This is a genomic window from Microbacterium sp. che218, from assembly GCF_040436305.1.
Lineage (GTDB): Bacteria > Actinomycetota > Actinomycetes > Actinomycetales > Microbacteriaceae > Microbacterium > Microbacterium algihabitans.
In genome coordinates, this window is record NZ_AP031501.1 from 3,401,168 (window position 1) to 3,425,604 (window position 24,437).

At 70.0% G+C, this 24,437-nt stretch carries 25 protein-coding genes and 1 tRNA gene; 19 read left to right on the forward strand and 7 right to left on the reverse strand.

What is annotated here, in order from left to right; genetic code table 11:
- The first annotated feature begins 16 nt into the window (after positions 1-16).
- The 7 genes from paaA (at position 17) to ABXS86_RS16070 (ending at position 5,504) form a co-directional block, all read left to right on the forward strand.
- A complete protein-coding gene (gene paaA / locus ABXS86_RS16040; protein ID WP_353665115.1) occupies positions 17-988 on the forward strand; it encodes a 1,2-phenylacetyl-CoA epoxidase subunit PaaA in 972 nt (323 codons plus the stop codon).
- Positions 988-1,293, forward strand: coding sequence for a 1,2-phenylacetyl-CoA epoxidase subunit PaaB (gene paaB / locus ABXS86_RS16045; RefSeq protein ID WP_055838158.1), 306 nt, complete (start codon positions 988-990; stop codon positions 1,291-1,293). The genes paaA and paaB overlap by 1 nt, the downstream gene beginning before the upstream one ends.
- 167 nt (positions 1,294-1,460) lie before the next feature.
- A complete protein-coding gene (gene paaC, locus ABXS86_RS16050; RefSeq protein WP_353665116.1) occupies positions 1,461-2,306 on the forward strand; it encodes a 1,2-phenylacetyl-CoA epoxidase subunit PaaC in 846 nt (281 codons plus the stop codon).
- The gene (paaD, locus tag ABXS86_RS16055; protein WP_353665117.1) at positions 2,300-2,785 is read left to right on the forward strand and encodes a 1,2-phenylacetyl-CoA epoxidase subunit PaaD; all 486 of its coding nucleotides are present in this window, start codon (positions 2,300-2,302) and stop codon (positions 2,783-2,785) included. Before paaC ends, paaD begins: the two co-directional genes overlap by 7 nt.
- Complete coding sequence (paaE, locus tag ABXS86_RS16060) at positions 2,785-3,921, forward strand: 1,2-phenylacetyl-CoA epoxidase subunit PaaE (RefSeq protein WP_353665118.1); 1,137 nt, start codon at positions 2,785-2,787, stop codon at positions 3,919-3,921. The genes paaD and paaE overlap by 1 nt, the downstream gene beginning before the upstream one ends.
- Before the next feature lie 5 nt (positions 3,922-3,926).
- Positions 3,927-4,697, forward strand: coding sequence for an enoyl-CoA hydratase/isomerase family protein (locus ABXS86_RS16065; protein WP_353666257.1), 771 nt, complete (start codon positions 3,927-3,929; stop codon positions 4,695-4,697).
- A 69-nt stretch (positions 4,698-4,766) separates the two neighbouring features.
- The gene (locus ABXS86_RS16070; RefSeq protein WP_353665119.1) at positions 4,767-5,504 is read left to right on the forward strand and encodes a hypothetical protein; all 738 of its coding nucleotides are present in this window, start codon (positions 4,767-4,769) and stop codon (positions 5,502-5,504) included.
- Positions 5,505-5,563: 59 nt separating this feature from the next.
- On the opposite strand, the gene ABXS86_RS16075 is transcribed toward ABXS86_RS16070, so the two are convergent.
- Together ABXS86_RS16075 and ABXS86_RS16080 are read right to left on the reverse strand one after the other, a co-directional pair.
- A complete protein-coding gene (locus ABXS86_RS16075) occupies positions 5,564-5,851 on the reverse strand; it encodes a Fe-S cluster assembly protein HesB (protein ID WP_353665120.1) in 288 nt (95 codons plus the stop codon).
- 113 nt (positions 5,852-5,964) lie between these two features.
- Complete coding sequence (locus ABXS86_RS16080) at positions 5,965-6,816, reverse strand: helix-turn-helix transcriptional regulator (RefSeq protein ID WP_353665121.1); 852 nt, start codon at positions 6,814-6,816, stop codon at positions 5,965-5,967.
- A gap of 139 nt (positions 6,817-6,955) precedes the next feature.
- On the opposite strand from ABXS86_RS16080, the gene ABXS86_RS16085 reads away from it, so the two are divergent.
- Positions 6,956-7,309 carry a DUF485 domain-containing protein gene (locus tag ABXS86_RS16085; protein ID WP_307212796.1) on the forward strand — a complete coding sequence of 118 codons (354 nt, stop codon included), beginning with the start codon at positions 6,956-6,958 and terminating at the stop codon, positions 7,307-7,309.
- Positions 7,306-8,922: a cation acetate symporter gene (locus ABXS86_RS16090; protein ID WP_307212793.1), complete on the forward strand. Its 1,617-nt coding sequence runs from the start codon at positions 7,306-7,308 to the stop codon at positions 8,920-8,922. The genes ABXS86_RS16085 and ABXS86_RS16090 overlap by 4 nt, the downstream gene beginning before the upstream one ends.
- Before the next feature lie 146 nt (positions 8,923-9,068).
- Here the strand turns inward: ABXS86_RS16090 and ABXS86_RS16095 are convergent, their stop codons facing one another.
- Positions 9,069-9,620: a methylated-DNA--[protein]-cysteine S-methyltransferase gene (locus tag ABXS86_RS16095; protein WP_307212790.1), complete on the reverse strand. Its 552-nt coding sequence runs from the start codon at positions 9,618-9,620 to the stop codon at positions 9,069-9,071.
- A gap of 199 nt (positions 9,621-9,819) precedes the next feature.
- On the opposite strand from ABXS86_RS16095, the gene ABXS86_RS16100 reads away from it, so the two are divergent.
- The gene (locus ABXS86_RS16100) at positions 9,820-13,539 is read left to right on the forward strand and encodes an AAA family ATPase (protein ID WP_353665122.1); all 3,720 of its coding nucleotides are present in this window, start codon (positions 9,820-9,822) and stop codon (positions 13,537-13,539) included.
- A gap of 202 nt (positions 13,540-13,741) precedes the next feature.
- Positions 13,742-13,975, forward strand: coding sequence for a hypothetical protein (locus ABXS86_RS16105; protein WP_353665123.1), 234 nt, complete (start codon positions 13,742-13,744; stop codon positions 13,973-13,975).
- A 67-nt stretch (positions 13,976-14,042) separates the two neighbouring features.
- Here the strand turns inward: ABXS86_RS16105 and mscL are convergent, their stop codons facing one another.
- The 3 genes from mscL to ABXS86_RS16120 are packed head-to-tail and all read right to left on the reverse strand — an operon-like array spanning position 14,043 to position 15,383.
- Positions 14,043-14,465 (reverse strand): large conductance mechanosensitive channel protein MscL, encoded by a 423-nt coding sequence (gene mscL, locus ABXS86_RS16110; protein WP_307212781.1) that lies wholly within the window; start codon positions 14,463-14,465, stop codon positions 14,043-14,045.
- A gap of 34 nt (positions 14,466-14,499) precedes the next feature.
- A complete protein-coding gene (locus tag ABXS86_RS16115; RefSeq protein WP_353665124.1) occupies positions 14,500-14,769 on the reverse strand; it encodes an FmdB family zinc ribbon protein in 270 nt (89 codons plus the stop codon).
- A 17-nt stretch (positions 14,770-14,786) separates the two neighbouring features.
- A complete protein-coding gene (locus ABXS86_RS16120; protein WP_307212776.1) occupies positions 14,787-15,383 on the reverse strand; it encodes a 5-formyltetrahydrofolate cyclo-ligase in 597 nt (198 codons plus the stop codon).
- Positions 15,384-15,445: 62 nt separating this feature from the next.
- On the opposite strand from ABXS86_RS16120, the gene galU reads away from it, so the two are divergent.
- From galU to ABXS86_RS16145, 5 genes are all read left to right on the forward strand, one after another.
- On the forward strand, positions 15,446-16,339 hold the full coding sequence (galU, locus tag ABXS86_RS16125; protein WP_307212774.1) for a UTP--glucose-1-phosphate uridylyltransferase GalU: 894 nt from the start codon (positions 15,446-15,448) through the stop codon (positions 16,337-16,339).
- A 14-nt stretch (positions 16,340-16,353) separates the two neighbouring features.
- Positions 16,354-16,977: a GNAT family N-acetyltransferase gene (locus tag ABXS86_RS16130; RefSeq protein ID WP_307212771.1), complete on the forward strand. Its 624-nt coding sequence runs from the start codon at positions 16,354-16,356 to the stop codon at positions 16,975-16,977.
- A gap of 99 nt (positions 16,978-17,076) precedes the next feature.
- Positions 17,077-18,141, forward strand: coding sequence for a large exoprotein (locus ABXS86_RS16135; protein WP_307212768.1), 1,065 nt, complete (start codon positions 17,077-17,079; stop codon positions 18,139-18,141).
- A 157-nt stretch (positions 18,142-18,298) separates the two neighbouring features.
- Positions 18,299-18,374 (forward strand) — tRNA-Ala (locus tag ABXS86_RS16140).
- A gap of 366 nt (positions 18,375-18,740) precedes the next feature.
- Entirely contained in the window at positions 18,741-19,259 is a 519-nt protein-coding gene (locus tag ABXS86_RS16145; RefSeq protein WP_353665125.1) for a M20/M25/M40 family metallo-hydrolase, read from the forward strand.
- A gap of 106 nt (positions 19,260-19,365) precedes the next feature.
- Here the strand turns inward: ABXS86_RS16145 and ABXS86_RS16150 are convergent, their stop codons facing one another.
- Positions 19,366-20,802 carry a protein adenylyltransferase SelO family protein gene (locus ABXS86_RS16150; protein ID WP_353665126.1) on the reverse strand — a complete coding sequence of 479 codons (1,437 nt, stop codon included), beginning with the start codon at positions 20,800-20,802 and terminating at the stop codon, positions 19,366-19,368.
- A 418-nt stretch (positions 20,803-21,220) separates the two neighbouring features.
- Between ABXS86_RS16150 and ABXS86_RS16155 the strand changes: the two genes are divergently transcribed.
- The 3 genes from ABXS86_RS16155 to ABXS86_RS16165 all read left to right on the forward strand — a co-directional run bounded on the left by ABXS86_RS16155 (position 21,221) and on the right by ABXS86_RS16165 (position 24,416).
- Positions 21,221-21,886, forward strand: a complete 666-nt coding sequence (locus ABXS86_RS16155; protein WP_353665127.1) for a peroxiredoxin-like family protein — start codon at positions 21,221-21,223, stop codon at positions 21,884-21,886.
- A 168-nt stretch (positions 21,887-22,054) separates the two neighbouring features.
- A complete protein-coding gene (locus ABXS86_RS16160) occupies positions 22,055-22,801 on the forward strand; it encodes a DUF1684 domain-containing protein (RefSeq protein WP_353665128.1) in 747 nt (248 codons plus the stop codon).
- A gap of 100 nt (positions 22,802-22,901) precedes the next feature.
- The gene (locus ABXS86_RS16165) at positions 22,902-24,416 is read left to right on the forward strand and encodes an ABC transporter substrate-binding protein (RefSeq protein WP_353665129.1); all 1,515 of its coding nucleotides are present in this window, start codon (positions 22,902-22,904) and stop codon (positions 24,414-24,416) included.
- The last annotated feature ends 21 nt before the right edge of the window (positions 24,417-24,437 follow it).

The following is a 24,437-nucleotide window of genomic DNA, read 5'->3' on the forward strand; positions in this document are numbered from 1 at the left end:
GTAAAAGGAGTCGACGATGACGATGACCGCCCCCACGACGGAGGCCCTCGACGGCGAGGCGATGTTCGACGCCCTCATCGAGGCCGACGGACGCATCGAGCCGCGCGACTGGATGCCCGACGGCTACCGGCGCACGCTGATCCGCCAGATCTCGCAGCACGCGCACTCCGAGATCATCGGCATGCAGCCCGAGGGGGCGTGGATCACCCGCGCCCCGAGCCTCAAGCGCAAGTCGATCCTGCTCGCGAAGGTGCAGGACGAGGCCGGCCACGGTCTGTACCTGTACTCCGCCGCGCAGACGCTCGGCATCACGCGCGACGACATGACGCAGCAGCTGGTCGACGGCAAGGCGCGGTACTCGTCGATCTTCAACTACCCCACTCCCACGTGGGCCGACATGGGGGCGATCGGCTGGCTCGTCGACGGCGCCGCGATCTGCAACCAGGTGCCGCTGTGCCGCGCGTCGTACGGACCCTACGGCCGCGCGATGGTGCGCATCTGCAAGGAGGAGTCGTTCCACCAGCGCCAGGGGTTCGAGATCCTGCTGACGCTCATGCAGGGCACCGATGAGCAGCGGAAGATGGCTCAGGATGCCGTGGACCGGTGGTACTGGCCGAGCCTGATGATGTTCGGACCCCCCGATGACGACTCGCCCAACTCGGCCCAGTCGATGGCGTGGAACATCAAGCGCTTCAGCAACGACGACCTGCGCCAGCGCTTCGTCTCGATGCTCGTGCCGCAAGCCGCGGTGCTGGGCGTGACCCTGCCCGACCCCGAGCTGCGCTTCAACGACGAGACGGGCCAGTACGACATGGGCGAGATCGACTGGACCGAGTTCCAGGAGGTTCTCGCGGGGCGGGGGCCGCTGAACCGCCAGCGCCTGCAGAACCGCCGCGTCGCGCACGAAGAGGGTGCGTGGGTGCGAGAGGCCGCGGCGGCCTACGCCGCGAAGAAGAGCGCTGCCCGCACCGAGACGGCGGCCGCCTGATGGCCACCCCCGGCGGCAGCCCCGCCGAGACCTGGCCCCTGTGGGAGGTCTTCGTGCGCGCGAACCGCGGTCTGAGCCATGTGCACGTCGGCTCCCTCCACGCGCCCGACGCCGAGCTCGCGGTGCGCAACGCCCGCGACCTCTACACCCGTCGCGGTGAGGGCGTCTCGGTGTGGGTCGTGCCCTCGGATGCCGTGACCACGAGCGACCCGGGAGCCAAAGGCGCGTTCTTCGAGTCGCCCGCGGGCAAGAACTACCGGCACGCGGTGTACTACACCGCGTCGGAGGGGGTGCCGCACCTGTGAGCACCTCGACCGAGCACGGTGCAGCGCCGGTGGCGGAGCCGACTGCGGGGGACCGGTCCCTTCGACAGGCTCAGGGACCTGACGCAGCGCCGGTGGCTGAGCCCGTCGGAGACCCCGACGCGGGGGACCGGTCCCTTCGACAGGCTCAGGGACCTGACGCGGTGCCGGTGGCTGAGCCCGTCGAAGCCCCCGACGCCCACGACCTTCACGGCGACGTCTCGCTCGACGTGCGCGAGCTCTCGGCCGAGTTGGCCGGGGGAGAAGACCGCGCGACCGACCCCGACGTCGCCGCCTACGCCCTGCGCCTCGGCGACGACGCGCTGATCCTGTCGCAGAACCTCTGCGGCTGGATCGCCCGCGCGCCCGAGCTCGAAGAAGACGTCGCCCTCGGCAACATCGCCCTCGACCTGCTCGGCCATGCCCGCTCGCTGCTGCGCTACGCGGGGTCGTACGACGGCCGCAGCGAAGACGACCTCGCCTACTGGCGCGACGAGCCGGAGTTCCGCAGCGCCTGGCTGTTCGAGCTTCCGAACGGCGACTTCGCGCACACGATCGCCCGTCAGCTCCTGGCATCCGCGTATCTGCTCGAGCTGTACCGTGACCTCGCGGCGTCCGCCGATCCGGTGATCTCCGCGGTCGCGGCGAAGGCCGAGAAGGAGGTCGACTACCACCGCGACCACGCGGTGCAGTGGACGCTGCGCCTCGCCGGCGGCACCGACGAGTCGCGTCGGCGCTTCCTCGTCGCCCTCGACGACGTGTGGCCCTACCTCGACGAGCTGTTCCGCGACGAGCCGCTGCACGAGCGTCTCGAGGGGATCGCGGTGCGCCCCTCGTCGCTGCGCGGTCGCGTCGACGACGTGCTCGCGGCCGTCCTGGCTGAAGAGGACGTGCCCGTCCCCTCGATCTCCGGCTCCTCCGCGGGGGGTCGCCGCGGCGCCCACCACCCGTCGTTCGGGCCGTTGCTCGCCGAGATGCAGGTGCTGGCCCGCCGGCATCCGGGGGCGACGTGGTGACCGCGACCCTCGAGCACGCGCGCGAGGTCGTCGCGGCCGTCGTCGACCCCGAGGTGCCGGTGCTCACGATCGACGACCTCGGAGTGCTCCGCGACGTGCGCCTCGACGGCGACACGGTGACGGTCACGATCACCCCGACCTACTCGGGCTGCCCCGCGGTCGACGCGATCCGCGACGACATCGTGCTCGCGCTCACCGCGGCCGGTTTCGACCACGCCGTGGTGAAGACCACGCTCACCCCCGCGTGGACGACCGACTGGATGAGCGACGACGGCAAGCGCAAGCTCTCCGAGTACGGCATCGCCCCGCCGACCGGACGCGCGCCCGCGGGACCCATCCGCGTGATGCTGAGCGTCGCGTGCCCCCGCTGCGGCTCGCTGAACACTCGCGAGGTCTCGCGGTTCGGCTCCACCTCGTGCAAGTCGCACTGGGAGTGCCGCGCGTGCCTCGAGCCCTTCGACCACTTCAAGGCCCTCTGATGACGATGACGGATGCCACGACCCCGGCCGCCGCTCCCGGAACCCCGCGCGCCCGCGCCCGCTTCCACACCCTCCGTGTCGCCGACGTGCGCCCGCTCACCCCGACCGCGATCGAGGTGACCTTCGCGGTGCCCGACGACCTCGCTGACGCGTTCGATTACGCGCCCGGGCAGTACGTCGCGCTGCGCGCCCATGTCGACGGCGAGGAGCTGCGCCGCTCGTACTCCATCTGCCGACCGCCGGCGCGCGGCTCGATCAGCGTGGGCATCAAACGCGACCCCGACGGTCGCTTCTCGACGTGGGCGCACGAGGGTCTGCGCCCCGGCGACGAGGTCGACGTCATGAGCCCCCAGGGCACTTTCGTCTCGAAGGCCTCGACGGCGACGGGCCACGTCGTCGCGATCGCCGCGGGCTCGGGCATCACCCCGATCATGGCGCTCGCCGCCGACGTGCTCGAGCGATCCGCCGACAGTCGCATGACCATCGTCTACGCGAACCGGTCGTCGACCGACGTGATGTTCGTCGACGAGCTCGCCGATCTCAAGGACCGCTACCCGTCGCGCCTCACGCTGCATCACGTGCTGTCTCGCGAGCAGCGCGCGGCGCCGGTGTTCTCGGGCCGCATCGACGACGAGCGGCTGCGGCTGATCCTCTCGCGCCTCATCGATCCGGCATCCGTCGACGAATGGTTCCTGTGCGGGCCGTTCGCCCTCGTCGAGCTGTGCCGACAGGTGCTCGCCGAGGTCGGCGTGCCGCGCGAGCGCGTGCGCTTCGAGCTGTTCACCGCGGGCGAGGGCGACGCCCCCGCACAGGCCGGGGGAGCGCGCCCGGTGCGCGTGCGTCAGGACGAACCGGTCCGCCGCATCGACTTCACGCTCGACGGGCAGTCGGCCTCGGTCGACAGCCCGGTCGCCGCGAACGAGACGATCCTCGCCGCCGCGCTCCGCGTGCGCCCCGATGTGCCGTTCGCGTGCGCGGGAGGCGTGTGCGGAACCTGTCGCGCCCGCGTGATCGAGGGCGCCGTGTCGATGACCGAGAACTACGCCCTCGAGCCCGACGAGATCGAGCGCGGGTACGTGCTCACCTGTCAGTCGCACCCGAGCACCGACGCCGTCCGCGTCGACTACGACGGGTGAGCGCGATGATCGACTACCGCTTCGACGAGGATGTCGCCGAGATCGTGCTGAACGCGCCCGCTCGCCGCAACGCCCTCGGACTCGACGACCTGCACGAGCTCGCCGCCGCGTACGACCGCGCCGAGGCCGACGGCGCCCGCGCCGTGCTGCTGCGCGGAGAGGGGCCGTCGTTCTGCGCCGGCCGCGACATCTCGGGCGTCGATCCCGCGACCGACGACGTCGGCGGCTACCTCGACGACACGCTCACCCCGCTGCTGCGACGCATGGCGATGTTCCCCTCACCGACCTTCGCGGTCGCGCACGGCGCGTGCCTCGGCGTGGGACTCGGCCTGCTGATCGCCACCGACGTCGTCTACGTCGCCGACACCGCCAAGCTCGGCTCGCCCTTCGCGGCCCTCGGCGCGACCCTCGACTCAGGCGGTCACGCCCTGTTCGCCGAGCGCCTCGGCATCCATGCGACCCTCGACCTCATCTACACCGGGCGCCTGATGTCGGGCGACGAGGCGGTGCGCGCGGGGCTGTTCTCCCGGGTCTTCCCCGCCGACGACGTGACGGATGCCACGGCTCTGGCGGCCCGCACGGCGGCGGCGGGTCCGACCGCGGCGTTCCGCGCGAGCAAGCGCATCGTGGCGGCGGTGCGCGACGAGCGTCTCGGGCTGTGGGAGGCGATGGCCCTGGAGAACCGCGCGCAGGCCGCCCTGGCCGCAACGGCGGACTATCGCGAGGGGTTCGCTGCGTTCCAGGCCAAGCGTCGACCGGAGTTCACGGGTCGCTGAGCGCGCGATCCGACCACCGCGTGCGCGATCCGTCCGCGGGCGCGGCGGCATCGCTGATTGAATCGGACCATGCCGCGCATCGACGATGATGACGAACTCTCCGCCCTCCGCCGACGGGCCTACGCCCCCGGGGCGGACATCTCCGCCGATCCCGCGGCGCTGCGCCGACTCATCGAACTCGAGAGCCGCGACGGCGCGGACGACCCCGCTCCGCCCGTCCCGGAGGCCGCCGACGAGCCGAGCGGGCCGAGCGATGCGGAGGGGCCGGCCGTGGCATCCGACCCGCCGCGTCGGAGGTTCCGGATGCCGCGCCTGCGGCGTTCCACGATGATCCTGCTGACCGCGGCGGCCTTGGTCGTCGTGTGCGCGGCGACGGCGCTCGTGCTGGTGCAACGCGTGCAGACCGACCCCCTGCAGGTCGGGGCGACGCAGATCGCGCGTCTCGCCGCCGATCCGGATTTCGACGTTCCGGCGTCGTTGACCCGGGGCGTCACGAGCGCGGTGACGGCATACGAGGAGTTCGAAGGCTTTCGCGTCATCACCTATGCCCCGTTCGAGGCCGACGAGAACGCAGCCCGATGCATGACGGTGTGGCAGCCCGACCTGCTCGAGGTCTCCAACGGTGGATTCTCCTACGACGGACGCCTGTTCCTGGATTCGTGCGGAGCGGGGATCTTCCCGGCCGAGGGGGCGCTGCAGCTCACCGAGGACTCCGCCGAGATCCGGGCGACCGATCTGCCTCCCGGCACCGCCCTGCAGTTCGTCTACGACGCCCCGAACGACGAGATCGTGGTCTTCCGGGACTGACCCCGCACACGACGATGCCCCGGCGCGCGGCCGGGGCATCGATCGGAGGCGTCAGCGCGTCAGGCGGCGTTCGTCACCGCGAACTGCACCGAGCCCTGCTCGGGGTCGACCTGCGCGTCAAGCACGCGGTCGTCGAGCACCGCTGCGGCGTCGCTGTCGAGGAAGACGCGCGCGCCGCCGTTCTCCACGACGGCGTCGCCGGTGGCGGGGGCGTCGACGACGCTCAGCTTGAACTGCGACTCGGGGGAGCCGGCACCCTCGATCCGGATGCCGCTGTGCGGGGAGTCCGGGATCTGGGCGGTGATGGTCTTGACGGCGGTCGTGGCCTCTTCGGTGAGCGTCAGCATGGGCGACTCTCCTTCTCTGATCGACGACAGGAGTCAGCCACGATGCCGAGAATCCGCGCGGCTCTCAACCTCAAGCGGCTTTTGCCAGGGCTTTCCCACCGGCTGCCCAGGCGTCAGGGGAGCAGTCCCGCGCGGCGCGCGCGGGTGACCGCGGCGTGCCGGGTCGAGGCGTCGAGCTTGGCCATCGCCGAGGCGAGGTACGACTTCACGGTGGTCTCGCGCAGCTGCAGGGTGGTCGCGATCTCGCCGTTCGTCGACCCGACCGCCGCGCACGCGAGCACGTCGATCTCGCGGCGCGAGAGGTGCACGTCGGGGTCGGGGGTGGTCACGGGGATGTCGCCGGTGAGGGCGGCGAGCCGGCCCTCGACGTCTTCGAGGCGGCGGCGCACGCTGTCGTCGCCGACCGTGGCGGCGATGCTGCGCAGTTGCGCGTAGCTCTCGCGGATCTCTTCCCGCGCTCCGGCGCTGAGCCCGCTCTCGGGGATGGGCGCCGACTGCAGGCGGCGCTCGACCTCGGCGCGCACGCGCAGTTCGGTGCCGAGCTCTCCGGCGACGTCGAACGCGGGGCGCGCCTCGACCTCGCCGACCGGCGCCTGGGCCCACGAGCCGCAGTACAGCACGCCGCGTGCGGTGCCGCCCACGAGCACGGGCACGGCGAACAGGGTCGCGATGCCCTCGCCGAGGATCGCGCGGTCGTAGTCGTGGGTGATCGAGCGCGAGGTGCGGTAGTCGAGGGTCATGCGGGGGCGCCGCTCGACGAGCGCTCGTCCGCCGAGACCGCGCGAGGCGTGCACGACGAGCCCCTCGATGCTGCGCGTGCGGGCGCCGACGATGCTCGACACGTGCACGGCGCCGTCGTGCTCGAGGCCGCCGAAGGCGACGGGGAAATGCGTGCGTCGGGCGAGTTCGACGACCGCGTGCGACACGAGCGTCGCATCGTCTCGAAGTGCGGAGGGTGCAGCCACGCACTACCTACTTCCGGGGGTGACGGCTTCATCGCCGCGTTTCGTAGCGTCGACTGTATCACCGGGAAAGCTGACGCCGACCCGGACTTTTCCCCGATCGGCGCAGCGTTGCGCCGGACGCATGAGGCAAGGAGGCCACATGACGGATCGTCGGATCGACGACGCGCACACCAGCGGCGTCGACTACATCGCGGTCGAGGAGTCCGCCCCGTTCCGGGAGCTGAAGCGGCGGCAACGCAGCTTCGTCTTCCCGCTCGCGGTGGCCTTCCTCGTCTGGTACTTCGTCTACGTTCTGCTGTCGTCGTTCGCGCCGGAGTTCATGGCGCAACCGGTCAGCGGCGCCATCACCGTCGGGCTGCTCTTCGGGCTCGGCCAGTTCGTGACCACGTTCGCCATCACCATGGGCTACGTCGCGTACGCCAACCGTCGCCTCGACCCGGGTGCCGAGCAGCTGCGCTCCGAGCTCGAGCGTATTGAGGAGGGTCGCTCGTGAACGACGTGCTCGCCTCCATCGATGCGGCCGTGCAGACGGTCGAGAACAACCCGGTGCTGAACATCTCGATCTTCGGCGCGTTCGTCGCCGTGACGCTGTTCATCGTGATCCGGGCCAGCCGCAACAGCAAGACGGCGGCCGACTACTACGCGGCGGGTCGGTCGTTCACGGGACCGCAGAACGGCTTCGCGATCGCGGGCGACTACCTCTCGGCGGCGTCGTTCCTCGGCATCGTCGGGGCGATCGCGATCAACGGCTACGACGGCTTCCTCTACTCGATCGGCTTCCTGGTGGCGTGGCTGGTGGCTCTGCTGCTCGTGGCCGAGCTCATGCGCAACACGGGCAAGTTCACGATGGCCGACGTGCTGTCGTTCCGGCTCAAGGAGCGCCCGGTGCGGATGGCCGCGGCCATCACGACCCTCGCGGTGTGCTTCTTCTATCTGCTCGCGCAGATGGCGGGCGCCGGCGGACTGGTGTCGTTGCTGCTCGGCATCACCGAGCGGGTGGGGCAGTCGATCGTGGTCGCCGTCGTCGGCATTTTGATGATCGTGTACGTGCTCATCGGCGGCATGAAGGGCACCACGTGGGTGCAGATCGTGAAGGCGTTCCTGCTCATCGGCGGCGCGGTCGTCATGACGGTGTGGGTGCTCGCGATCAACGGCTTCAGCCTCAACACCCTGCTCGAGAGCGCGGTCGCCGCCTCTCCGAAGGGCGACGCCGTCTTGGCCCCGGGGCTGCAGTACGGCAAGAACCCGTGGGACTTCATCTCGCTCGCGCTCGCCCTCGTGCTCGGCACCGCGGGCCTTCCGCACGTGCTGATGCGCTTCTACACGGTGCCCACCGCGAAGGAGGCCCGTCGCTCGGTGGTGTGGGCGATCTGGCTGATCGGCCTCTTCTACATCCTCACCCTGGTGCTCGGTTACGGCGCGGGTGCCCTCGTGGGTTCGGAAGCCATCCTCGCGGCGCCCGGCGGAGTCAACGCCGCAGCCCCCCTCCTCGCCTTCGCGCTCGGCGGTCCGCTGCTGCTCGGCTTCATCTCGGCGGTCGCGTTCGCGACGATCCTGGCGGTGGTGGCGGGTCTCACGATCACCGCGGCCGCGTCGTTCGCCCACGACATCTATGCGAACGTCGTGAAGAAGGGCGACGTGCCGCCCGACGGAGAGGTCAAGGTGGCGCGGCGGACGGTGATCGTGATCGGCGTGCTCGCGATCCTGGGCGGCATCGGCGTGCAGGGGCAGAACGTGGCGTTCCTCGTCGCCCTCGCCTTCGCCGTCGCGGCATCGGCGAACCTGCCGACGATCCTCTTCTCGCTGTTCTGGCGCCGTTTCACCACGCGCGGTGCGGTGTGGAGCATGTACGGCGGTCTGGGCTCGGCGCTCCTGCTGATCTTCCTCTCGCCGGTGTTCTGGGGAACCCCCACGAGCGTGTTCGCCAACACGGGAGTGGCGATCTGGCCCTTGAACAACCCGGGCATCGTCTCGATCCCGCTCGGGTTCTTCCTCGGCTGGCTCGGGTCGGTGACCTCCCGTGTCGCGGAGGATCGACGCAAAGCCGCCGAGATGGACGTGCGTTCGCTCACCGGCTTCGGAGCCGAGAAGGCCTCGAACCACTAGCGGTCCGCTGCGGTCGCCCGGCGCCCGGTCCTCGCTTCGGCGGGGCCGGGCGTCGGCGCGTGCAGAGGCGGGGGTCGTCGGCACCCGCCCCTCTCCTCCCACGGCGCGTCCCCCAGGAGAACCGGAGAGGATCCGGGCCGAGGCGCTCACGCGGAGGCGCGGTCCGCCTCGTCGACCGGGAGGGAGCCGCCCAGCAGCGCCTCGGCCTCCAGCGTCAGCAGGAACCGCTTCACCTCGGGATGACCGCCGTACTCGCCGATCGATCCGTCGGAGCGCACGACGCGGTGCACCGGAACGACGATCGAGAACGGGCTCGACGCGCACGCGGTGCCCACGGCGCGAGCGGCGCGATCGACGCCGGCCATCCGCGCGACCTCGCCGTACGAGGCCACCTCGCCATAGGGGATCTCGCACGTCGCCTCGAGCGCTGCGCGGGTGAACCCGCGCACGAGGCGGAAGTCCAGCGGCACGTCGAACTCCCGGCGCGCGCCGTCGAAGTACTCGTCGAGCTGCGCCACGAGCGACGCGCCCACTGCGGAATCCGGCTCGGCCATGACCCCGAGTCGATGGGCGATGCTCTCGCGGGCGAGGTCGAGACCGTCGTGCGCGACGTCGAGGCGCACGAGGGCGTCGTCGACGAACGTGAGCAGGACCGGCCCCACCGGGCTGTCGTAATCGGTGCTGGTGACTCTGTTCATGCGCTCATCCTCACGACCGCGTCGGTCTCGTGCTGCGGCGGATGCCGGGAATGGGGACGATCCGCTCGACTCGCCGCCTGTGGAGGAAGCGCCGATCGTGCGGCGTGTCGTCTATTCCCGCGAAACTCGCCCCCACTGCGCGGGATCCCGCATCGACCGGCTTAGTCTGGCAGGTGTGTGGCGAGCTGAGGACGGGACCGTGATCGGTACCGACGGAGACGAATCGACGTCCGTCGATCCGGGCGAGCTGCGACTGTCGGAACCCGGCATCGTCGTTCGCCACGTCGCCGACCCCGAACGCGACCGCATCAGGGCCGAGGCCGCGGTGCTCGGCGGCCGCTCGACGCTGCTGCGGTTCGACGACGCCCGCGACGCCGGCATCGACATCACCAAGGCGCACCCGGGCTCGCTCCCGCAGTTCATCACGGGGCGCGCCACGATGCTGAGCAACCTGTTCCGCGACGAGGTCGCCCTGCGCACGGCGCGGATGGCCGCGGAACGCATCACCGCGAAGAACGTCGAGCTGCGCACCGCGCGCGGCCTCGAACCCGTGCACCTGGCCGTCGGCCTGTCGGCGTGGAAGATCGGGGGAGTGGAGTGGTCGGCCCCCGTGCTGCTGCGTCCGCTCGCCATCCGCCGCCACCACGGCGACTTCGAGCTCAAGCTGCACGGCGCGTTCGTGATGAACCCCGAGCTCGCGCGTGCGTTCCGCACCCACCTCGGCATCCAGATCGACAGCGCGGCCCTCGCGGGCCTCGCCTACGACCAGGGCGTGTTCAAGCCGCAGCCGGTGATCGATCACATCCGTCGCCTGACGACGCACGTGCCGACCTTCGTCGTGCACCCCCGGCTGATCATCTCGTCGTTCGCCGACGTCGGTTCGGGCATGGCACGCGACACGCACGACCTCGACGACACGCTGTTGAACGCCCTCGCCGGTCACGCCGACGACCGCGCGCGCATCACCGTGCGCCGCGCCGAGCCGGCCGTCGTCGGGCCCGACGAGCGCCCGCCCGCCGCCGACACCCTTCTGCTCGACGCCGACGCCGAGCAGGAGCGCGTCCTCGCGCGCATCTCCGCCGGCCACTCCCTCGCGGTCCACACGCTGCCCGGCACGGGCGGCACGCAGACGGTCATCAACGCGATCGGCCAGCTCGTGCACGACAACAAGCGCGTGCTCGTCGTCAGTGCACGCCGGTCGACGCTCGACGGCATCCGGCACCGCCTCGCCGGCGTCGGTCTCACCGGACTCGCCGTCTCGCCGCACCACGTGCGCCGCGATCTCATCCGCGCGATCGGTCGCAACGAGAAGGCCGAGCAGCCCAAGGTCGCCGAGATCGACGACGCGCTCGTGCGGCTGCGCACCGTGCTGCGCGACTACCGCTCGGCGGTGACCGAGCCGCACCTGGCCCTGGGCGTCTCGGCGCTCGACGTGCTGCGCGAGCTCACCAAGCTGGCATCCGTCTCTCCTCCGCCCTCGACCGCGGCGCGCTTCGACGTGGCCACGCTCGAGCGTCTGTCGGGTCGCCGCGACGCGGCCGCGCGGGCTCTGGCGATGGCCGCACGACTGGGCGAGTTCCGATTCGGCCCCGACGACTCTCCCTGGTACGGCGTCAGCTTCACCCGCACCGAAGACGCGCGGGCCGCGCACGACCTGGCCGGCAAGCTCCACTCCTCCGACGTGCCGCGCCTCATCGAGCGCGGGTACGAGCTCATCGCGCAGACGCGCATGCGCCCGTTCCAGACCGTGTCGGAGCTGGGTTCGTACCTCAAACTGCTGCAGGGCATCCGCGAGTCGCTCGACCGCTTCAGCCCCAGCGTGTTCGAGCGCCCCATCGGCGAGCTGATCGACGCGCACTCGCCGCGCCGCGACGGCTCCGCGATGAGCGGTCCGAACCGTCGTCGTCTCAAGCGCCTGTCGAAGGAGTACGTGCGCCCGGGCGTGCACGTGCCCGACATGTACGAGGCGCTCATGCGCATCCAGCAGCAGCGCACCGAATGGCACCGTCTCGTCGAGGCCGGCGTCGCCCCCGAGGTGCCCCTCGGCCTCGCCGACGTGCACGTGGCGTGGCAGCGCACCGACGCCCTGCTCGGAGAGCTCGATCAGATCCTCGGCCGACAGGGCTCGGAGCGCCTGGCGACCCTTCCCGTGCAGCGCCTCGTGCGCACGCTCGCGGGTCTCGCCGCCGAATCGGAGTTCTTCGACAACCTCGTCGAGCGCGCGCAGCTGCGTTCCGAACTCGCCCGCCTCGGCCTCGAGCAGCTCCTCGTCGAGCTGTCGGTGCGCCACGTCCCCGAAGAGCGGGTCGGCGCCGAGCTCGAGTTCGCGTGGTGGCAGTCGGCTCTCGAGCACCTGCTGCGCAGCGACCGCGCCCTGCTCGGCGCGAACACCAGCGTCGTCGACCGTCTCGAGCGCGACTTCCGCCTCGTCGACGAGGCGCACGCGGCGGCGGCGGGTCCGCTTCTCGCGGCGCAGCTCGCGACCCAGTGGCGCATCGGCATCGTCGATCACGCCGATGAGGCGACGGCTCTCAAGCACGCGCTGAAAGACGGCCTGCACACCGCGCAGGAGATCTCGGATGCCGCGCCCACCCTGCTGCGCACGCTCGCGCCGGTGTGGTTGGCGTCGCCCTACGAGGTGCCCGATGTGCCGTGGGACCTGGCCTTCGACGTCGTGATCATCGCGGATGCCGCGGCCCTGTGCCTCGCCGAGGCCACTCCGGCCCTGCGTCGGGCGCGCCAGGTGGTGCTCTTCGGCGACCCGGTCGTGCAGAAGCCGACCCCGTTCCGCGTGAGCGCGGCGATCGCTCCCACCCTCGACGACGAAGACGGCGTCGAAGGCGACGAGGTGCCGTTCGACGACCGGTCGGTGTTCGAGCGGGTGGCCGAGCTGCTGCCGGTCGAGACCCTCACCCGCAGCTATCGCGCCGGGGGAGAAGACCTCTCGCAGCTCGTCAACGACGCCTTCTACGGCGGCGAGATCGTGTCGCTGCCGTGGGCGGGTTCGTACCTCGGACGCGGCAGCCTGAGCGTCGACTACGTCGAGGGCGGAGTCGGCGCGCCCGACCCGGTCAGCGGTGCGGTCGAGAGCCCCGACGCCGAGGTCGCCCGCGTGGTCACCCTCGTGATCGAGCACGCCGTCAACCGCGCATCCGAGTCGCTCATGGTCGTCACCGCCAGCCGCAAGCACGCCGAGCGCGTGCGCGCCTCGGTCGTCGCGGCGCTGGCCGGACGATCCGATATCGCCGAGTTCGTGTCGCGCGACGCGGCGGAGCCCTTCGCAGTGCTCACGCTCGAAGAGTCCGTGGCCGAGAGCCGCGATCGTGTCGTGTTCTCGCTCGGTTTCGGCCTGACCCGTCACGGGCGCGTGTTGAGCGACTTCGGCGACCTGTCGACGCCCGACGGCGAGCGGCTGCTCACGGTCGGTATGACGCGCGCGCGTCGCTCGATGGTGATCGTGTCGTCGATCCGGCCCTCCGCCTTCGACGACGGACGCCTCGAGCACGGTGCCGCGACCCTCATGGGCATCCTCGGCAACGTCGCCGCGCGCGGACGCGAGAGCCGCCTCGAAGACCTCGCCGACCCCCTCACCCGCGCGCTCGCGCGCGAGCTGCGGCAGCTCGGCGTCGAGGTCGACGTGGACTACCGCGGACTGCTGCCGCTGGTCGCGCGCTACCAAGGCAAGGCCGTCGTCGCCGAGAGCGACCCCGAGACGATCGGCGAATCGCTGCGTGAGACGCTGCGTCTGCGCCCGCAGATCCTGCGTCGCCTCGGGTGGCACTACGTGCGCGTGCACGCCTTCGACCTGTACAGCGACCCCGCGGGCGTCGCGGCGCGCATCGCCGGGCTGCTCGGCGTCGCGCCCGCCGACGGCGCGGGTCCCGACACGAGCACCGAACAGCTCGACCTGCCCGGCTGAGCCGGCGATGACGCAGAATCCGGACGAGGAGCCTTCCGGCTCCGCGGAGGTGAGTCCGGTCCCTTCGACAGGCTCAGGGACCTCGGCGGCTGAGGCTGTCGAAGGCTCCGATGTAGCGGCGAGTCCGGTCCCTTCGACAGGCTCAGGGACCTCGGCTGCGCCGTCCTCGGCGGCTGAGCCCGTCGACGCCTCCGATGCAGCGGTGAGTCCGGTCCCTTCGACAGGCTCAGGGACCTCTGCGGCGCTGGGCGCGGACGACGTCCGGCAGCCCGTGGTCCGTGTGCGCGGCGCCCGCCGCGCACGCTTGATGCCCGCACCCGGCACGTCGGCCGAGCCGGCGCCCGCCGACGACCCCGCTCGCGGTGCGGCGTCGCGCCCCGCGGCATCCGGGCCGAACGACGAGCGCATGCTGCGCGAGGTGCCCCCGCACTACTGAACGACGAAGCCCACGGCATCCGCTCGCCTTCGAGAAGGGCGCGGATGCCGTGGGCTCCGTCGGGCCGTCAGGCCTTGTCGTTCTGGCGCTCCAGCAGATCGCGGATCTGCACGAGCAGCTCCTGCTCCGTGGGCAGCTTCGGCTCGTCGGAGGCGGGCTCGTTCACGCCGGCGCGAGCGGCGGCGATGGCCTTCCACCGGTTCATCGGGTAGACGAACGCGAGGTAGACCACGATCGCCACGGCGAAGAAGCTGATGATCGCCGAGAGCAGGGTGGGAAGGGGGAAGACCACTTCCTGCCCGTAGATGCCCGTGATCGACGGTCCGATCTCGCCGTTCTCGGCGGGCTTGTAGAACACCTCGATCAGCGGCGTGATGACCGCGGCGACGATGGCGTTGACGACCGCCGTGAACGCCGCGCCGATGACCACCGCGACGGCGAGGTCGATGACATTTCCTCGGAGGATGAACTCCTTGAATCCTTTGATCATGCGCAGGCTCCCCTTCTGGCCGCGCCGACCGGGGCTAGGAGGCCGAGGACGGGGCGGACGTCTTCGTTTCCGACTTCGATGATGTCGAAGAACCGCCCGAGCCGCTACCGGCCCCGCTCGGGGTGGAGGAGCGGGAGTCGGTGCGGTAGAACCCGGAGCCGTTGAAGGTCACCCCGATCGAGCCGTACTGCTTGCGCACCTCGCCGCCGCACTCGGGGCACTCGGTGAGAGCGGCATCCGAGAAGGACTGCACGGTGTCGAAGCGGTGTCCGCACTGCTTGCAGGCGTAGGAGTAGGTGGGCATGGGGTTCCTTCGGGTGTTCAGGGGGTGCGTGCGGTGATCGCGACCGTGCGGGTGGGGGTGACCACGCCCGAGACGGGTTGGTCGTGCACGTCGCGGGGCACGTCGTCGATGAGCTCGGAGTCGAAGATGACCGCGTACACCGGCGGGCACTTCTCCATCGAGCCGAGGGTCTTGTCGAAGTAGCCGCGGCCCCAGCCGAGGCGCATGCCGCCCTGGTCGACGGCGGCAGCGGGGATCACCAGCAGGTCGACGTCGTTGACGGCGATGGGCCCGAGCACGTCGCCCACGGGCTCCGGCAGGCCGAACAGCCCCTCGGTGATCTCGGTCTCGGGTGTCGCGACGCTCCAGTCGAGCAGGCCGTCTTCGCGCGTGATCGGAAGAAGCACCCGGATGCCGCGTGCCACCGCCCCGCTCACGAAGGCGTGGGTGCCGGGCTCGGTGGGCGTCGACAGGAAGCACGAGATGCTGCGCGCACCGAGGCGATCGACGAGGGCGTCGAGCTGCTGTTTGACGCCGGCCTCGGCCACCTCGCGCGCGTGGGCCGAGACGGTCTGGCGGCGTTCGCGCAGATCGGCGCGCAGTGCGCGCTTGGCCTGCTCGATGCGATCCGGCATGCCGGTAAGTCTACGTGCGCGCGTGTAACGGCGGTGTCGTCGGCTCCCTATAAGGTATGCCCATGCCTCATAAGCCCTTCAAGGCCGTGATCCCGGCCGCCGGACTCGGTACGCGCTTCCTTCCCGCCACCAAGGCGATGCCGAAGGAGATGCTCCCGGTCGTCGACAAGCCGGCCATCCAGTACGTGGTCGAAGAGGCCACTGCCGCCGGTATCGACGACGTGCTCATCATCATCGGTCGCAACAAGAACAACATCGCCAACCACTTCGACTCGATGCCCGAGCTCGAGGCCAAGCTGCGCGAGAAGGGCGACAGCGACAAGCTCGCCAAGGTCGAGCACTCGTCCGACCTCGCCGACATCCACATGGTGCGTCAGGGCGAGCCCAAGGGTCTCGGCCACGCGGTGCTGCGCGCCCGCAGCCACGTCGGCGAACACCCCTTCGCCGTCCTCCTGGGCGATGACCTCATCGACGAGCGCGACGCGCTGCTCACCAAGATGATGGAGGAGTACGACAAGCGCGGCGGTGCCACGGTCATCGCCCTCATGGAAGTCGACCCCGAGCACATCCACCTCTACGGTGTCGCCGCTGTCGAGGCCACCGACGAAGACGACGTCGTCAAGGTCACGCAGCTCGTCGAGAAGCCCAAGGCCGAAGACGCCCCCTCGAACCTCGCGATCATCGGTCGTTACGTGCTCGGCCCCGACGTGTTCGACATCCTCGAGCGCACCGAGCCCGGCAAGGGCGGCGAGATCCAGCTGACCGACGCGCTCGAAGAACTCGCCACCGGTGGCGGCGACGGCGGCGGCGTCTACGGCGTCGTGTTCCGCGGCCGTCGATACGACACCGGCGACCGTGTCGACTACATCAAGGCGATCGTGCAGCTCGCGGCCGACCGCGACGACCTGGGCCCGGCGCTGCGCCCGTGGTTCAAGGAGTTCGCCAAGGGTCTCTGACCCCGCGGGGTGCAATGGATCTTTCGATTCCGAGGCGGCACGGCCAGGTGTCGATCCGTCTCATCCGCAATCGCGACGCGCGCGTCCTCCAGCAGCAGCTGATCGACAACCGCCCGTGGTTGCGTCCGTGGGAGGCGACGAGTCCCGACGGCCCCGTGTCGTTCGACATGCGCCTCGGCATCCGTCGCCTCCTGCAGCAGTACCGCGACGGCGTCGGCGTCCCCCTCGTGATGGCGTGGGACGACGACGTCGCCGGGCAACTGAACGTGTGGGGCGTCTCGCGCGGCTCCCTGGCCTCGGCGACGATCGGCTACTGGGTGGCCGAGGAGTTCGCCGGCCGCAACATCACCACGGTGAGCGTAGCGATGGCGACCGATCTGTGCTTCACGGAGCTCAACCTGCACCGCGTCGAGATCTGCATCCGCCCCGAGAACCACGCGAGCCTGCGTGTGGTCGAGAAGCTGGGCTTCCGGTACGAGGGTCTGCGTCGTCGGTACATCCACATCGACGGCGACTGGCGCGATCACTACGCGTTCGCCCTGGTGCGCGAAGAGGTGCCGCATGGCGTGCTCGACCGGTGGCAGCGGGGTCAGGTGCCCCCGGATGCCGCTCGCGTTCCGCCCGCCGACCGCATCTGAGCGCGCTCCCCGGGGTGCTTGCGCCCGATGTGCAGAAGTCTGCGCACGACACGCGGGGGGATGCCGAGGTGTGATCTCTCGGTGGCCTACCTTTATGCCATGGGTGGGCAGGTTCTCAGCGGTGGCGTGATCGTCTTCGTCGCCGTCGCGCTCTGGCTGGTGTACCTCCTTCCGTCGTGGCAGAGCCGACACCGGTTCACCTCGGTCGAACGCAACGCCGTCCGCCTCAACCAGGCGCTGCGCGTGCTCGCCGAGACGGCCGAGACGCCGCGCGAAGTGCACCTCGAGCTCACCACCCGCACCGCCCACCAGCAGCAGAAGCTCGCGCGGCAGGTGCAGGCGCAGAAAGCCCAGATCGAGCTCGCGGCCGCCAAGGCACGGCTCGAGGTCGCTCGTCTCGAAACCGCGCGCGATCGTGACGTCGTGAAGGAGCAGCGCGCCGCCGCTCTCGATGTCGCCCGCGCTGAGCGCGCCGCCGCCGTCGAGGTGGCCCGCGCCGAGCGAGCCGCCGCCCTCGAGAAGACCCGCGCCGAGCACGCCGCCGCCCTCGAGCGCGCCCACGCGGAACGCGCCGCGGCGGTCGCCCGTCCCGAGGCCCGCCGAGCGCGTGCCCGCCGTCGCTTCCGCCTGGCCACGACGTCGACCGCGCTGGCCGGTGTCGTCGCGGCTCTGGTCGGTGCGATCCAGGTCGTCGCGGGTGCAGCCCCCGTCCTGCTGGTCGTCGGGATCACCGTCGTGCTGGCCTCGCTCGTCGTGCTCCGACGACTCTCCGTGATCGCGGCCCGCACCCAGGTGCGCCCGGCGGTCGAGGCGACCGCACGCGCTGCGGCCGAAGTGCAGGACGTCGCTCTCGTACCCGAACCGCGCCCGACCTGGACGCCGCGCGAACTGCCGCGCCCCCTGGTCGCGTCGGCCGGCTCACGCGCCGCCGCGGTCGTCGACGAGCAGATCGCCCGCGAGGCGCTGCGCGCAGCCGCCCGCGAAGAGGCGGCCCGCCACATCGCGGCCACCCAGGCGCCGACGCCCATCGAGACCGCTCGTCCGGTCGAGACGCCTGCCGCCGCTCCCGTGCCGTCGAAGTACGCGGCCATGGGGTACGTCGACGACATCGAGATCGACGATCACGTGCGTCGTCTGCTCGAGCGTCGCGCGTCGGGCCAGTAAGCCCCGCCGACGACGCCACCGACCGCGGGGCGTCACCGCCGACGGAATCGCCGACGACGTGGCATCCGCCACTCTCATCCGTCGACGCACGGCGCGCCCGGGGTGCGCCCCGCGTCGGGTGACGGGGAGGTGTCGTGATAGTGTTTACGAGGTTTCCGGGCCTGTGGCGCAGTTGGTAGCGCGCCTCGTTCGCATCGAGGAGGTCAGGGGTTCGAATCCCCTCAGGTCCACCAAATCGGTCTCTTTAGAACAAGTGACCTTATAAGAGCCACTCTCTAGCGGCGCATCCTCTTCCGAGGCTGCGCCGCTTCGAGTTTGTGCGATTGAGCTGACCGTCGCGAAGGGCTCTGCCAGCTCGCCCTCGGCCCACTCCTCCCGCCAAATTCGGATGCGTGTGAAGAAGGCCTGGTTGTACATCCGACGTAGCGAATCGGGCGCTCGCTTGTACGCCTCGGAACAATCCGCCACCAGCGACATGTCCTCATCCAAGTTCTGCTCGAGTGCCTCAAATCCGGAACGAAGGGCACCGAGCCGGTCGCGGATGACCGACATTTCCGCGTTCATTCGATGACGCCGGTCCGACTCCGTCGCTGGGGGTGATGGTGGGGGAGAAGGGCGGGGCGGGCCGGCTGCTGCGGGTGCGGGGAGTGCCGGGCCACGGCTCGGCGCCCTGGGGCGCCCGCAACGCCGGCGTGATCGCGGCGGAGGCGGTGACGCGGCTCGCTCGCTTCCGCGGGCCCACCGTCATCACGCCCCAGTGGCGCGCGTACGCCGAAGCCCTCGATCTCGACGATGACGTGCGAGCCGCGGTTACGGATCCCACGAGGTCCTCAACCGACACTCCGCTGTTCTCCGCTCTAGAGGGCGCCGTTCGTCGCGCCTACCCGAGTGCGCACCTGCTGCCCATGCTGGGCGTCGGAGGCACCGACGGGCGCTTCTACCGGCGCCGGGGAGTTCCGGCCTACGGGTTCGGAGTTCTGAGCGAGCAGTGGGATTACGGCACGTTCCGCAGACTCTTCCACGGCCGCAACGAGCGCATCGACATCGCGTCGATCGATCTCACCGTCCACGCCCTGAACCACATGGTGCGAACCTTCCACGGGGGCGAGACCACCTGATCGGCGCGACGGAGGGTCGCGGGCCCAGCCGGACGAGGTCGTTCGATGTCGAGCAGCTCGGTCCTCGAGACGTCGATGGCCCCGGGTCGAAACTGCGGCTGACTCGTCACGTCCCGCAGTACGTCACGAAAGGTGCCGCGGTGTCGGGCGGGATGGCTGCGAGTTTGCGCGCGAGAGGGGTGTCGCGCGCATCGAAGGGATTGCGCACCAGCTCGACGAGTTCGTGGAACGGCTTCAGATCACCCTCGACGGCGGCGCCCAAGACCTCCTCGACGACGTGATTGCGCGGCACGATTGCGGGATTCGCCGCATCCAGGAGGGTGGGATCCGGTCCGAGCGCCGTCCAGCCTTCGATCCAGTCCTCGGCGAGGGGGCGGACGGGCGGCGAGAACAGGTGAAGAACCCCCGACCGGTCCCCGCGTGCGGCCGGGGTCAGGGCTCGCCAGAAGCGCGGGAAGTCGGTCCGATGCTTCGCAAGGAGCGCGAGAGCCATGTTCGCTGTTTGCTCGACGGTCGCCGCCGGGACGGTCGGGGCTAACCCCAGTTTCGCGCGGAACACGTCGACCCACTGCTCGCGGGAAGATGTGTCGAACCGCGCGACGATTTCCGCGGCGACCGCTCGTCCTTCGCTGACGTGCTCCGCCAGCAAAGGGGCGAATGCCTCGCCCAACCGTTCGAGGTTCCACCGCATGATCGATGGCTCACGACCGAACGCGTAGCGTCCATGACGGTCGATCGAGCTGAACACGGCCTCGGGGTCGTACGCATCCAGGAAGGCGCACGGCCCGTAATCAATCGTCTCGCCGCTGACAAGCACGTTGTCGGTGCTGAGCACTCCGTGGACGAAACCCACGCCCATCCATCCGGCTGTCTGCGCCGCAACGGTTTCGACGATGCGGGCCAACGCCCGGCGGGTCGGGTGGCTGTCTTCGGCGGCATCGGGGTAGTGGCGCTCGACGACAAAGCGGGCAAGGCGCTCGAGAACGGTGCGGTCGTCGAGTGTCGCGGCGTACTCGAATGAGCCGTAGCGGATGTGGCTGCGGGCGGTCCGCACGAGCACGGCACCGGGGAGGGTCACTCCGTCGAGTGACCGAGGCGCGCCGGTGGCGATGACAGCCAGCGCCCGCGTCGTCGGCAGGCCCAGGGCATGCATAGCCTCGCTGAGCAGGAACTCCCGCAGCATCGGACCGACCGTGGCGAACCCGTCCACTCTTGACATCGACGTGGGTCCGATGCCTTTCGCGTGAATATCGAGGAAAGTCCCCGACGCATCCCGCCACTCGCCGAGGAGAGCGGCGCGACCGTCCCCCAGGATGGGCCGGAACACTCCCCACTGATGCCCCGCGTACACCTGCGCGACGGGAGACGAACCGGGCGCGAGGGCGGCACCGGTGAGGACGCTCGCACCTTCGTCGCTGCTCAGCGTTCGCGCGTCGATCGCGAGCTCCCGCGCAAGGCTGTCGTTCAGGGCGAGGAGACGGGGGCGTGGCGCGCGGCGCAGGTCGACCGGGCGGGACAGTTCCGGCAAGTAGCTGGCCCACACGGGCTCGAGCCGCGGAAACGGGGAATGCCCCTGAACCTCGCGTGTCGATCGGCGGGGCACGGCGTCAGTCGGGGGCGCTGTCGCGCGATCAGACCGATTCGGAGCGGTGTGGGTCAAGGTGCGGTCCTCGCGCTTCCTACGACGGAAGGTGCCGTTGCGTCATGCTCAGGCTACGACGGGCCTGGGCAATGGGGGAGGCGCCGGTTCACGCGTCGAAATGCCCCGTCATTCGCGGAAATCTCAAGCAGCATCGGGCCATACGTCAGCGTGGGTGGAGGCAGGCGGGGTCGCCGCCGGCTCGGCACCGATGGTGTGGACGCTTGTATGACGGTGCATGTCACGGCAGGGCCTGACCCGATATCGCCGGGAATATCGTCATCTCACCTGGCGCCATTCGGGCGACAAGACAAGGAGCGTCATGTCCGCACAGACTCATGGCACCATTGCCGATCAGGTAGAGGACTTCAATGTCGGATTCAACGACACGGTCGGCCCCGACCTCGCCGCAATCTTCGCCCGCGAACAGGAAGACCTGCGAACGAAGGGCGTGCCCACGGGTGTCATCGAAGAGGGCGACGTGCTCCCCGCTGCGGAACTGTTTCGTCCCGAGGGCGACACGGTCACCCTGAAGACCCTGCGAGACGGTGCGGCTGCAGTACTCGTCTTTTATCGCGGTGCGTGGTGCCCGTATTGCAATATCGCCCTGAAGCACTACCAGCTCACCCTGGCACCCGCCTTGACGGAGCGTGGAGTGAAGCTGATCGCGGTCAGTCCCCAAACTCCCGACGGGTCGGCTGCCGCAGTGGCGAGCGCGGGTTTGGGGTTCACCGTGGTGTCCGACCCGGCGAACACCCTCGCCGGAGCTCTCGGGATCATCACCGAACCCAGCGAAGAGGCGCAGCTCGCGCACTCATCCCTCGGCTTCGCCGTCAAGGACAGCAACGCCGATCACACGCCCGCCATCCCCTTCCCGACGATCGTCGTGGCGGACGCCCAAGGAGTTGTGCGTTTCGTCGACATCCACGTCGACTACACCACCCGGACCGAGACCGACGTCATCCTGCGTGCCGTCGACGCGCTCTGAACCCTCGGCCGGGGCCCGGGAGCCCCCGCGCTCCCGGGCACGGGGGACCCCGACCCGGGCGCGCAAGACTCACGCTCTCGCCGGGCCCACTGGGCGCTGTGCAGGCGCGAGCTGCAACAGACGGTCACACGACTTCTTCCGTATCGCTGCGCGGATGAGGATGTGTGAATGCCCCCGTCTCTCACCGAATCCTCGGCCGGCCACGCTCAGTGGGTCGAGGATCGTCACGTCGCCGTCACCGCTCCGCAGGGACCGCTCGCGCTCGTTCTCACGCATTGGTCACCCGCCGGTGCGCCGCCCGTCGATGAGGCGGCGGCCCGCGCGGGCCACCCCGCCGATGCGGTTCTCACCCGTCTGCAGCGCGCCGACATCGACTCAGGCGTGACGCAGGAGGGCTACCGCATCTGGCGGCGGGATTCCCCGGCCAACGAAGCTTTCGAGAAGATCGAGACGTACGAGTACGACCCCGACTGGGTGATCAACGGCCGCTTCGAGCTCGTCGACGAGCAGCGCGTCGTGCCGTTCGAGCACCTCCGCGACGAAGGGGCGATGCGTGCCCTCCCTGTGTCAGGCGACCTGATCTTCGAGGTCCAAGGTCGGGAGTTCCGCCTCGCCGCTTTCGACACCGTCTACGGCGGCACCGCCAAGCTGCAACTGGTGTTCGGCGACACGACAAACGGGGCCGAGAGCTACGGCGCCGGCCGCTTCTTGTTCCTCGACCGTCCGGCACCAGACCGGCCCCTGGTGGCGGGCGAAAGCATCGGAATCCAGGTCGACTTCAACCGCGCCATCGTTCCACCGTGCGGCTTCTCTAACCAAATGAATTGCCCCCTCCCGCCCGCGCAGAACCGCCTGCCCTTCCCCGTACGGGCCGGAGAGAAGCGCGTGCGGTTCGCCGGCGACTTCCACCCCTAACCCGGATCCGGATGCCGCCCACACCCCGGCACCCGACATGCCGCTTCACCCGCGCTCACAGCACTCGACGCGGTCTCACCACCCACCAGAAGGAACCGACGTGTCTTCACGCTTCCGCTCCACCCGCCTCGGCGCCGCCATCGCGGTCGCCACCGCCGGACTTCTCGTCCTCGCCGGATGCGCCGCCGGAGGCGGCTCCGCCCCAAGCGGTGCGGCCGACCCTAAGGCCGAGATCATCGTCGGCTCGCAGAACGAACCCACCAACCTCGACCAGATCTTCGGTGGATCATCCGGTGTGACCGAGGTCTTCACCGGCAACGTCTACGAGGGCCTGTTCAAGATCACCGACGACGCCCAGGTCGAACCCCTCCTCGCGTCCGAAACCGAGGTCTCGGACGACGGCTTGACCTACACCTTCACGCTGCGCGACGCCACCTTCCACTCGGGCAAGGCGCTCACCGCCGATGACGTGGTCTACAGCCTCCAGCGTTTCATCGGAGAAGAATCCATCGCCGCGCGCAAGCGGCAGCTGAGCGTCATCGACACGGTGAGCGCCGTTGATGACTCGACGGTGGCGGTGACGCTGAAGCAGCCCTCCATCAGCTTCACCTACAACCTGGGCTACGTGTGGATCGTCAACGCCGAGGCCGGCGACCTCACCACGACCGCCGATGGCACCGGGCCCTACACCTTGGCCGACTACCGCAAGGGCGACTCGATCAGCCTCGACGTCAACCCTGACTACTGGGGTGACGCGCCCGCCAACGGCGGCGTCGTCTACCAGTACTTCGCCGACCCCACCGCCTTGAACAACGCCCTGCTCACCGGCGCCGTCGACCTGGTGACGAGCCAGTCGAACCCCGACAGCCTGGGCGAGTTCGAATCCGCCGGTTTCCAGATCATCGAGGGCACCTCGACCACGAAGGAGCTCCTCGCCTTCAACGACCGGGTCGCCCCGTTCACCGACGCGAAGGTGCGAAAGGCGATCTACTCCGCGATCGACCGTCAGAAGCTGCTGGAAGCCATCTGGGACGGTCGCGGCCAGCTCATCGGCTCGATGGTCCCGCCCTCCGAGCCCTGGTACATCGACCTCGCGAACAACAACCCGTACGACCCCGCCCTCAGCGAACAGCTCCTCACCGAAGCGGGCTACCCCGCCGGGTTCGCCTTCTCGATCAAGACGCCCGACTCGGGCGTGCACTCCACCGTCGCCGAGTTCCTCAAGTCGGAGCTCGCCAAGGTCGGCGTGACGGTGAACATCGACATCATCACCGACGACCAGTGGTACCAGCAGGTCTACACCGACAAGGATTTCGAGGCGACGCTGCAGGGTCACGTCAACGACCGCGACATCAACTTCTACGGCAACCCCGACTTCTATTGGGGCTATGACAACACCGATGTGCAGCAGTGGCTGGCAGCTTCCGAGGCGGCCGGCAGCGTCGAGGAGCAGACTGCGCTGATCCGCCAGGTCAACCAGCAGATCTCCGACGACGCCGCGAGTGTGTGGCTCTACTTGAACCCGCAGCTGCGCGTGGCCGCCCCGGGCGTGACGGGCGTGCCCGAGAACGGGCTCAACTCGCTGTTCTACGTCTACGGCATTCAGAAGGCCTGATCATCGGCCGGTATCTGCTTC

Excerpts from the sequence above, each read along its gene's own strand:
- paaA (WP_353665115.1), top strand. The coding sequence starts at position 17 with ATGACGATGACCGCCCCCACGACGGAGGCCCTCGACGGCGAGGCGATG.
- paaB (WP_055838158.1), top strand. The coding sequence starts at position 988 with ATGGCCACCCCCGGCGGCAGCCCCGCCGAGACCTGGCCCCTGTGGGAG.
- paaE (WP_353665118.1), top strand. The coding sequence starts at position 2,785 with ATGACGATGACGGATGCCACGACCCCGGCCGCCGCTCCCGGAACCCCG.
- ABXS86_RS16065 (WP_353666257.1), top strand. The coding sequence starts at position 3,927 with ATGATCGACTACCGCTTCGACGAGGATGTCGCCGAGATCGTGCTGAAC.
- ABXS86_RS16070 (WP_353665119.1), top strand. The coding sequence starts at position 4,767 with ATGCCGCGCATCGACGATGATGACGAACTCTCCGCCCTCCGCCGACGG.
- ABXS86_RS16075 (WP_353665120.1), bottom strand. The coding sequence starts at position 5,851 with ATGCTGACGCTCACCGAAGAGGCCACGACCGCCGTCAAGACCATCACC.
- ABXS86_RS16085 (WP_307212796.1), top strand. The coding sequence starts at position 6,956 with ATGACGGATCGTCGGATCGACGACGCGCACACCAGCGGCGTCGACTAC.
- ABXS86_RS16095 (WP_307212790.1), bottom strand. The coding sequence starts at position 9,620 with ATGAACAGAGTCACCAGCACCGATTACGACAGCCCGGTGGGGCCGGTC.
- mscL (WP_307212781.1), bottom strand. The coding sequence starts at position 14,465 with ATGATCAAAGGATTCAAGGAGTTCATCCTCCGAGGAAATGTCATCGAC.
- ABXS86_RS16115 (WP_353665124.1), bottom strand. The coding sequence starts at position 14,769 with ATGCCCACCTACTCCTACGCCTGCAAGCAGTGCGGACACCGCTTCGAC.
- ABXS86_RS16120 (WP_307212776.1), bottom strand. The coding sequence starts at position 15,383 with ATGCCGGATCGCATCGAGCAGGCCAAGCGCGCACTGCGCGCCGATCTG.
- galU (WP_307212774.1), top strand. The coding sequence starts at position 15,446 with ATGCCTCATAAGCCCTTCAAGGCCGTGATCCCGGCCGCCGGACTCGGT.
- ABXS86_RS16130 (WP_307212771.1), top strand. The coding sequence starts at position 16,354 with ATGGATCTTTCGATTCCGAGGCGGCACGGCCAGGTGTCGATCCGTCTC.
- ABXS86_RS16135 (WP_307212768.1), top strand. The coding sequence starts at position 17,077 with ATGGGTGGGCAGGTTCTCAGCGGTGGCGTGATCGTCTTCGTCGCCGTC.
- ABXS86_RS16145 (WP_353665125.1), top strand. The coding sequence starts at position 18,741 with ATGGTGGGGGAGAAGGGCGGGGCGGGCCGGCTGCTGCGGGTGCGGGGA.
- ABXS86_RS16155 (WP_353665127.1), top strand. The coding sequence starts at position 21,221 with ATGTCCGCACAGACTCATGGCACCATTGCCGATCAGGTAGAGGACTTC.
- ABXS86_RS16160 (WP_353665128.1), top strand. The coding sequence starts at position 22,055 with ATGCCCCCGTCTCTCACCGAATCCTCGGCCGGCCACGCTCAGTGGGTC.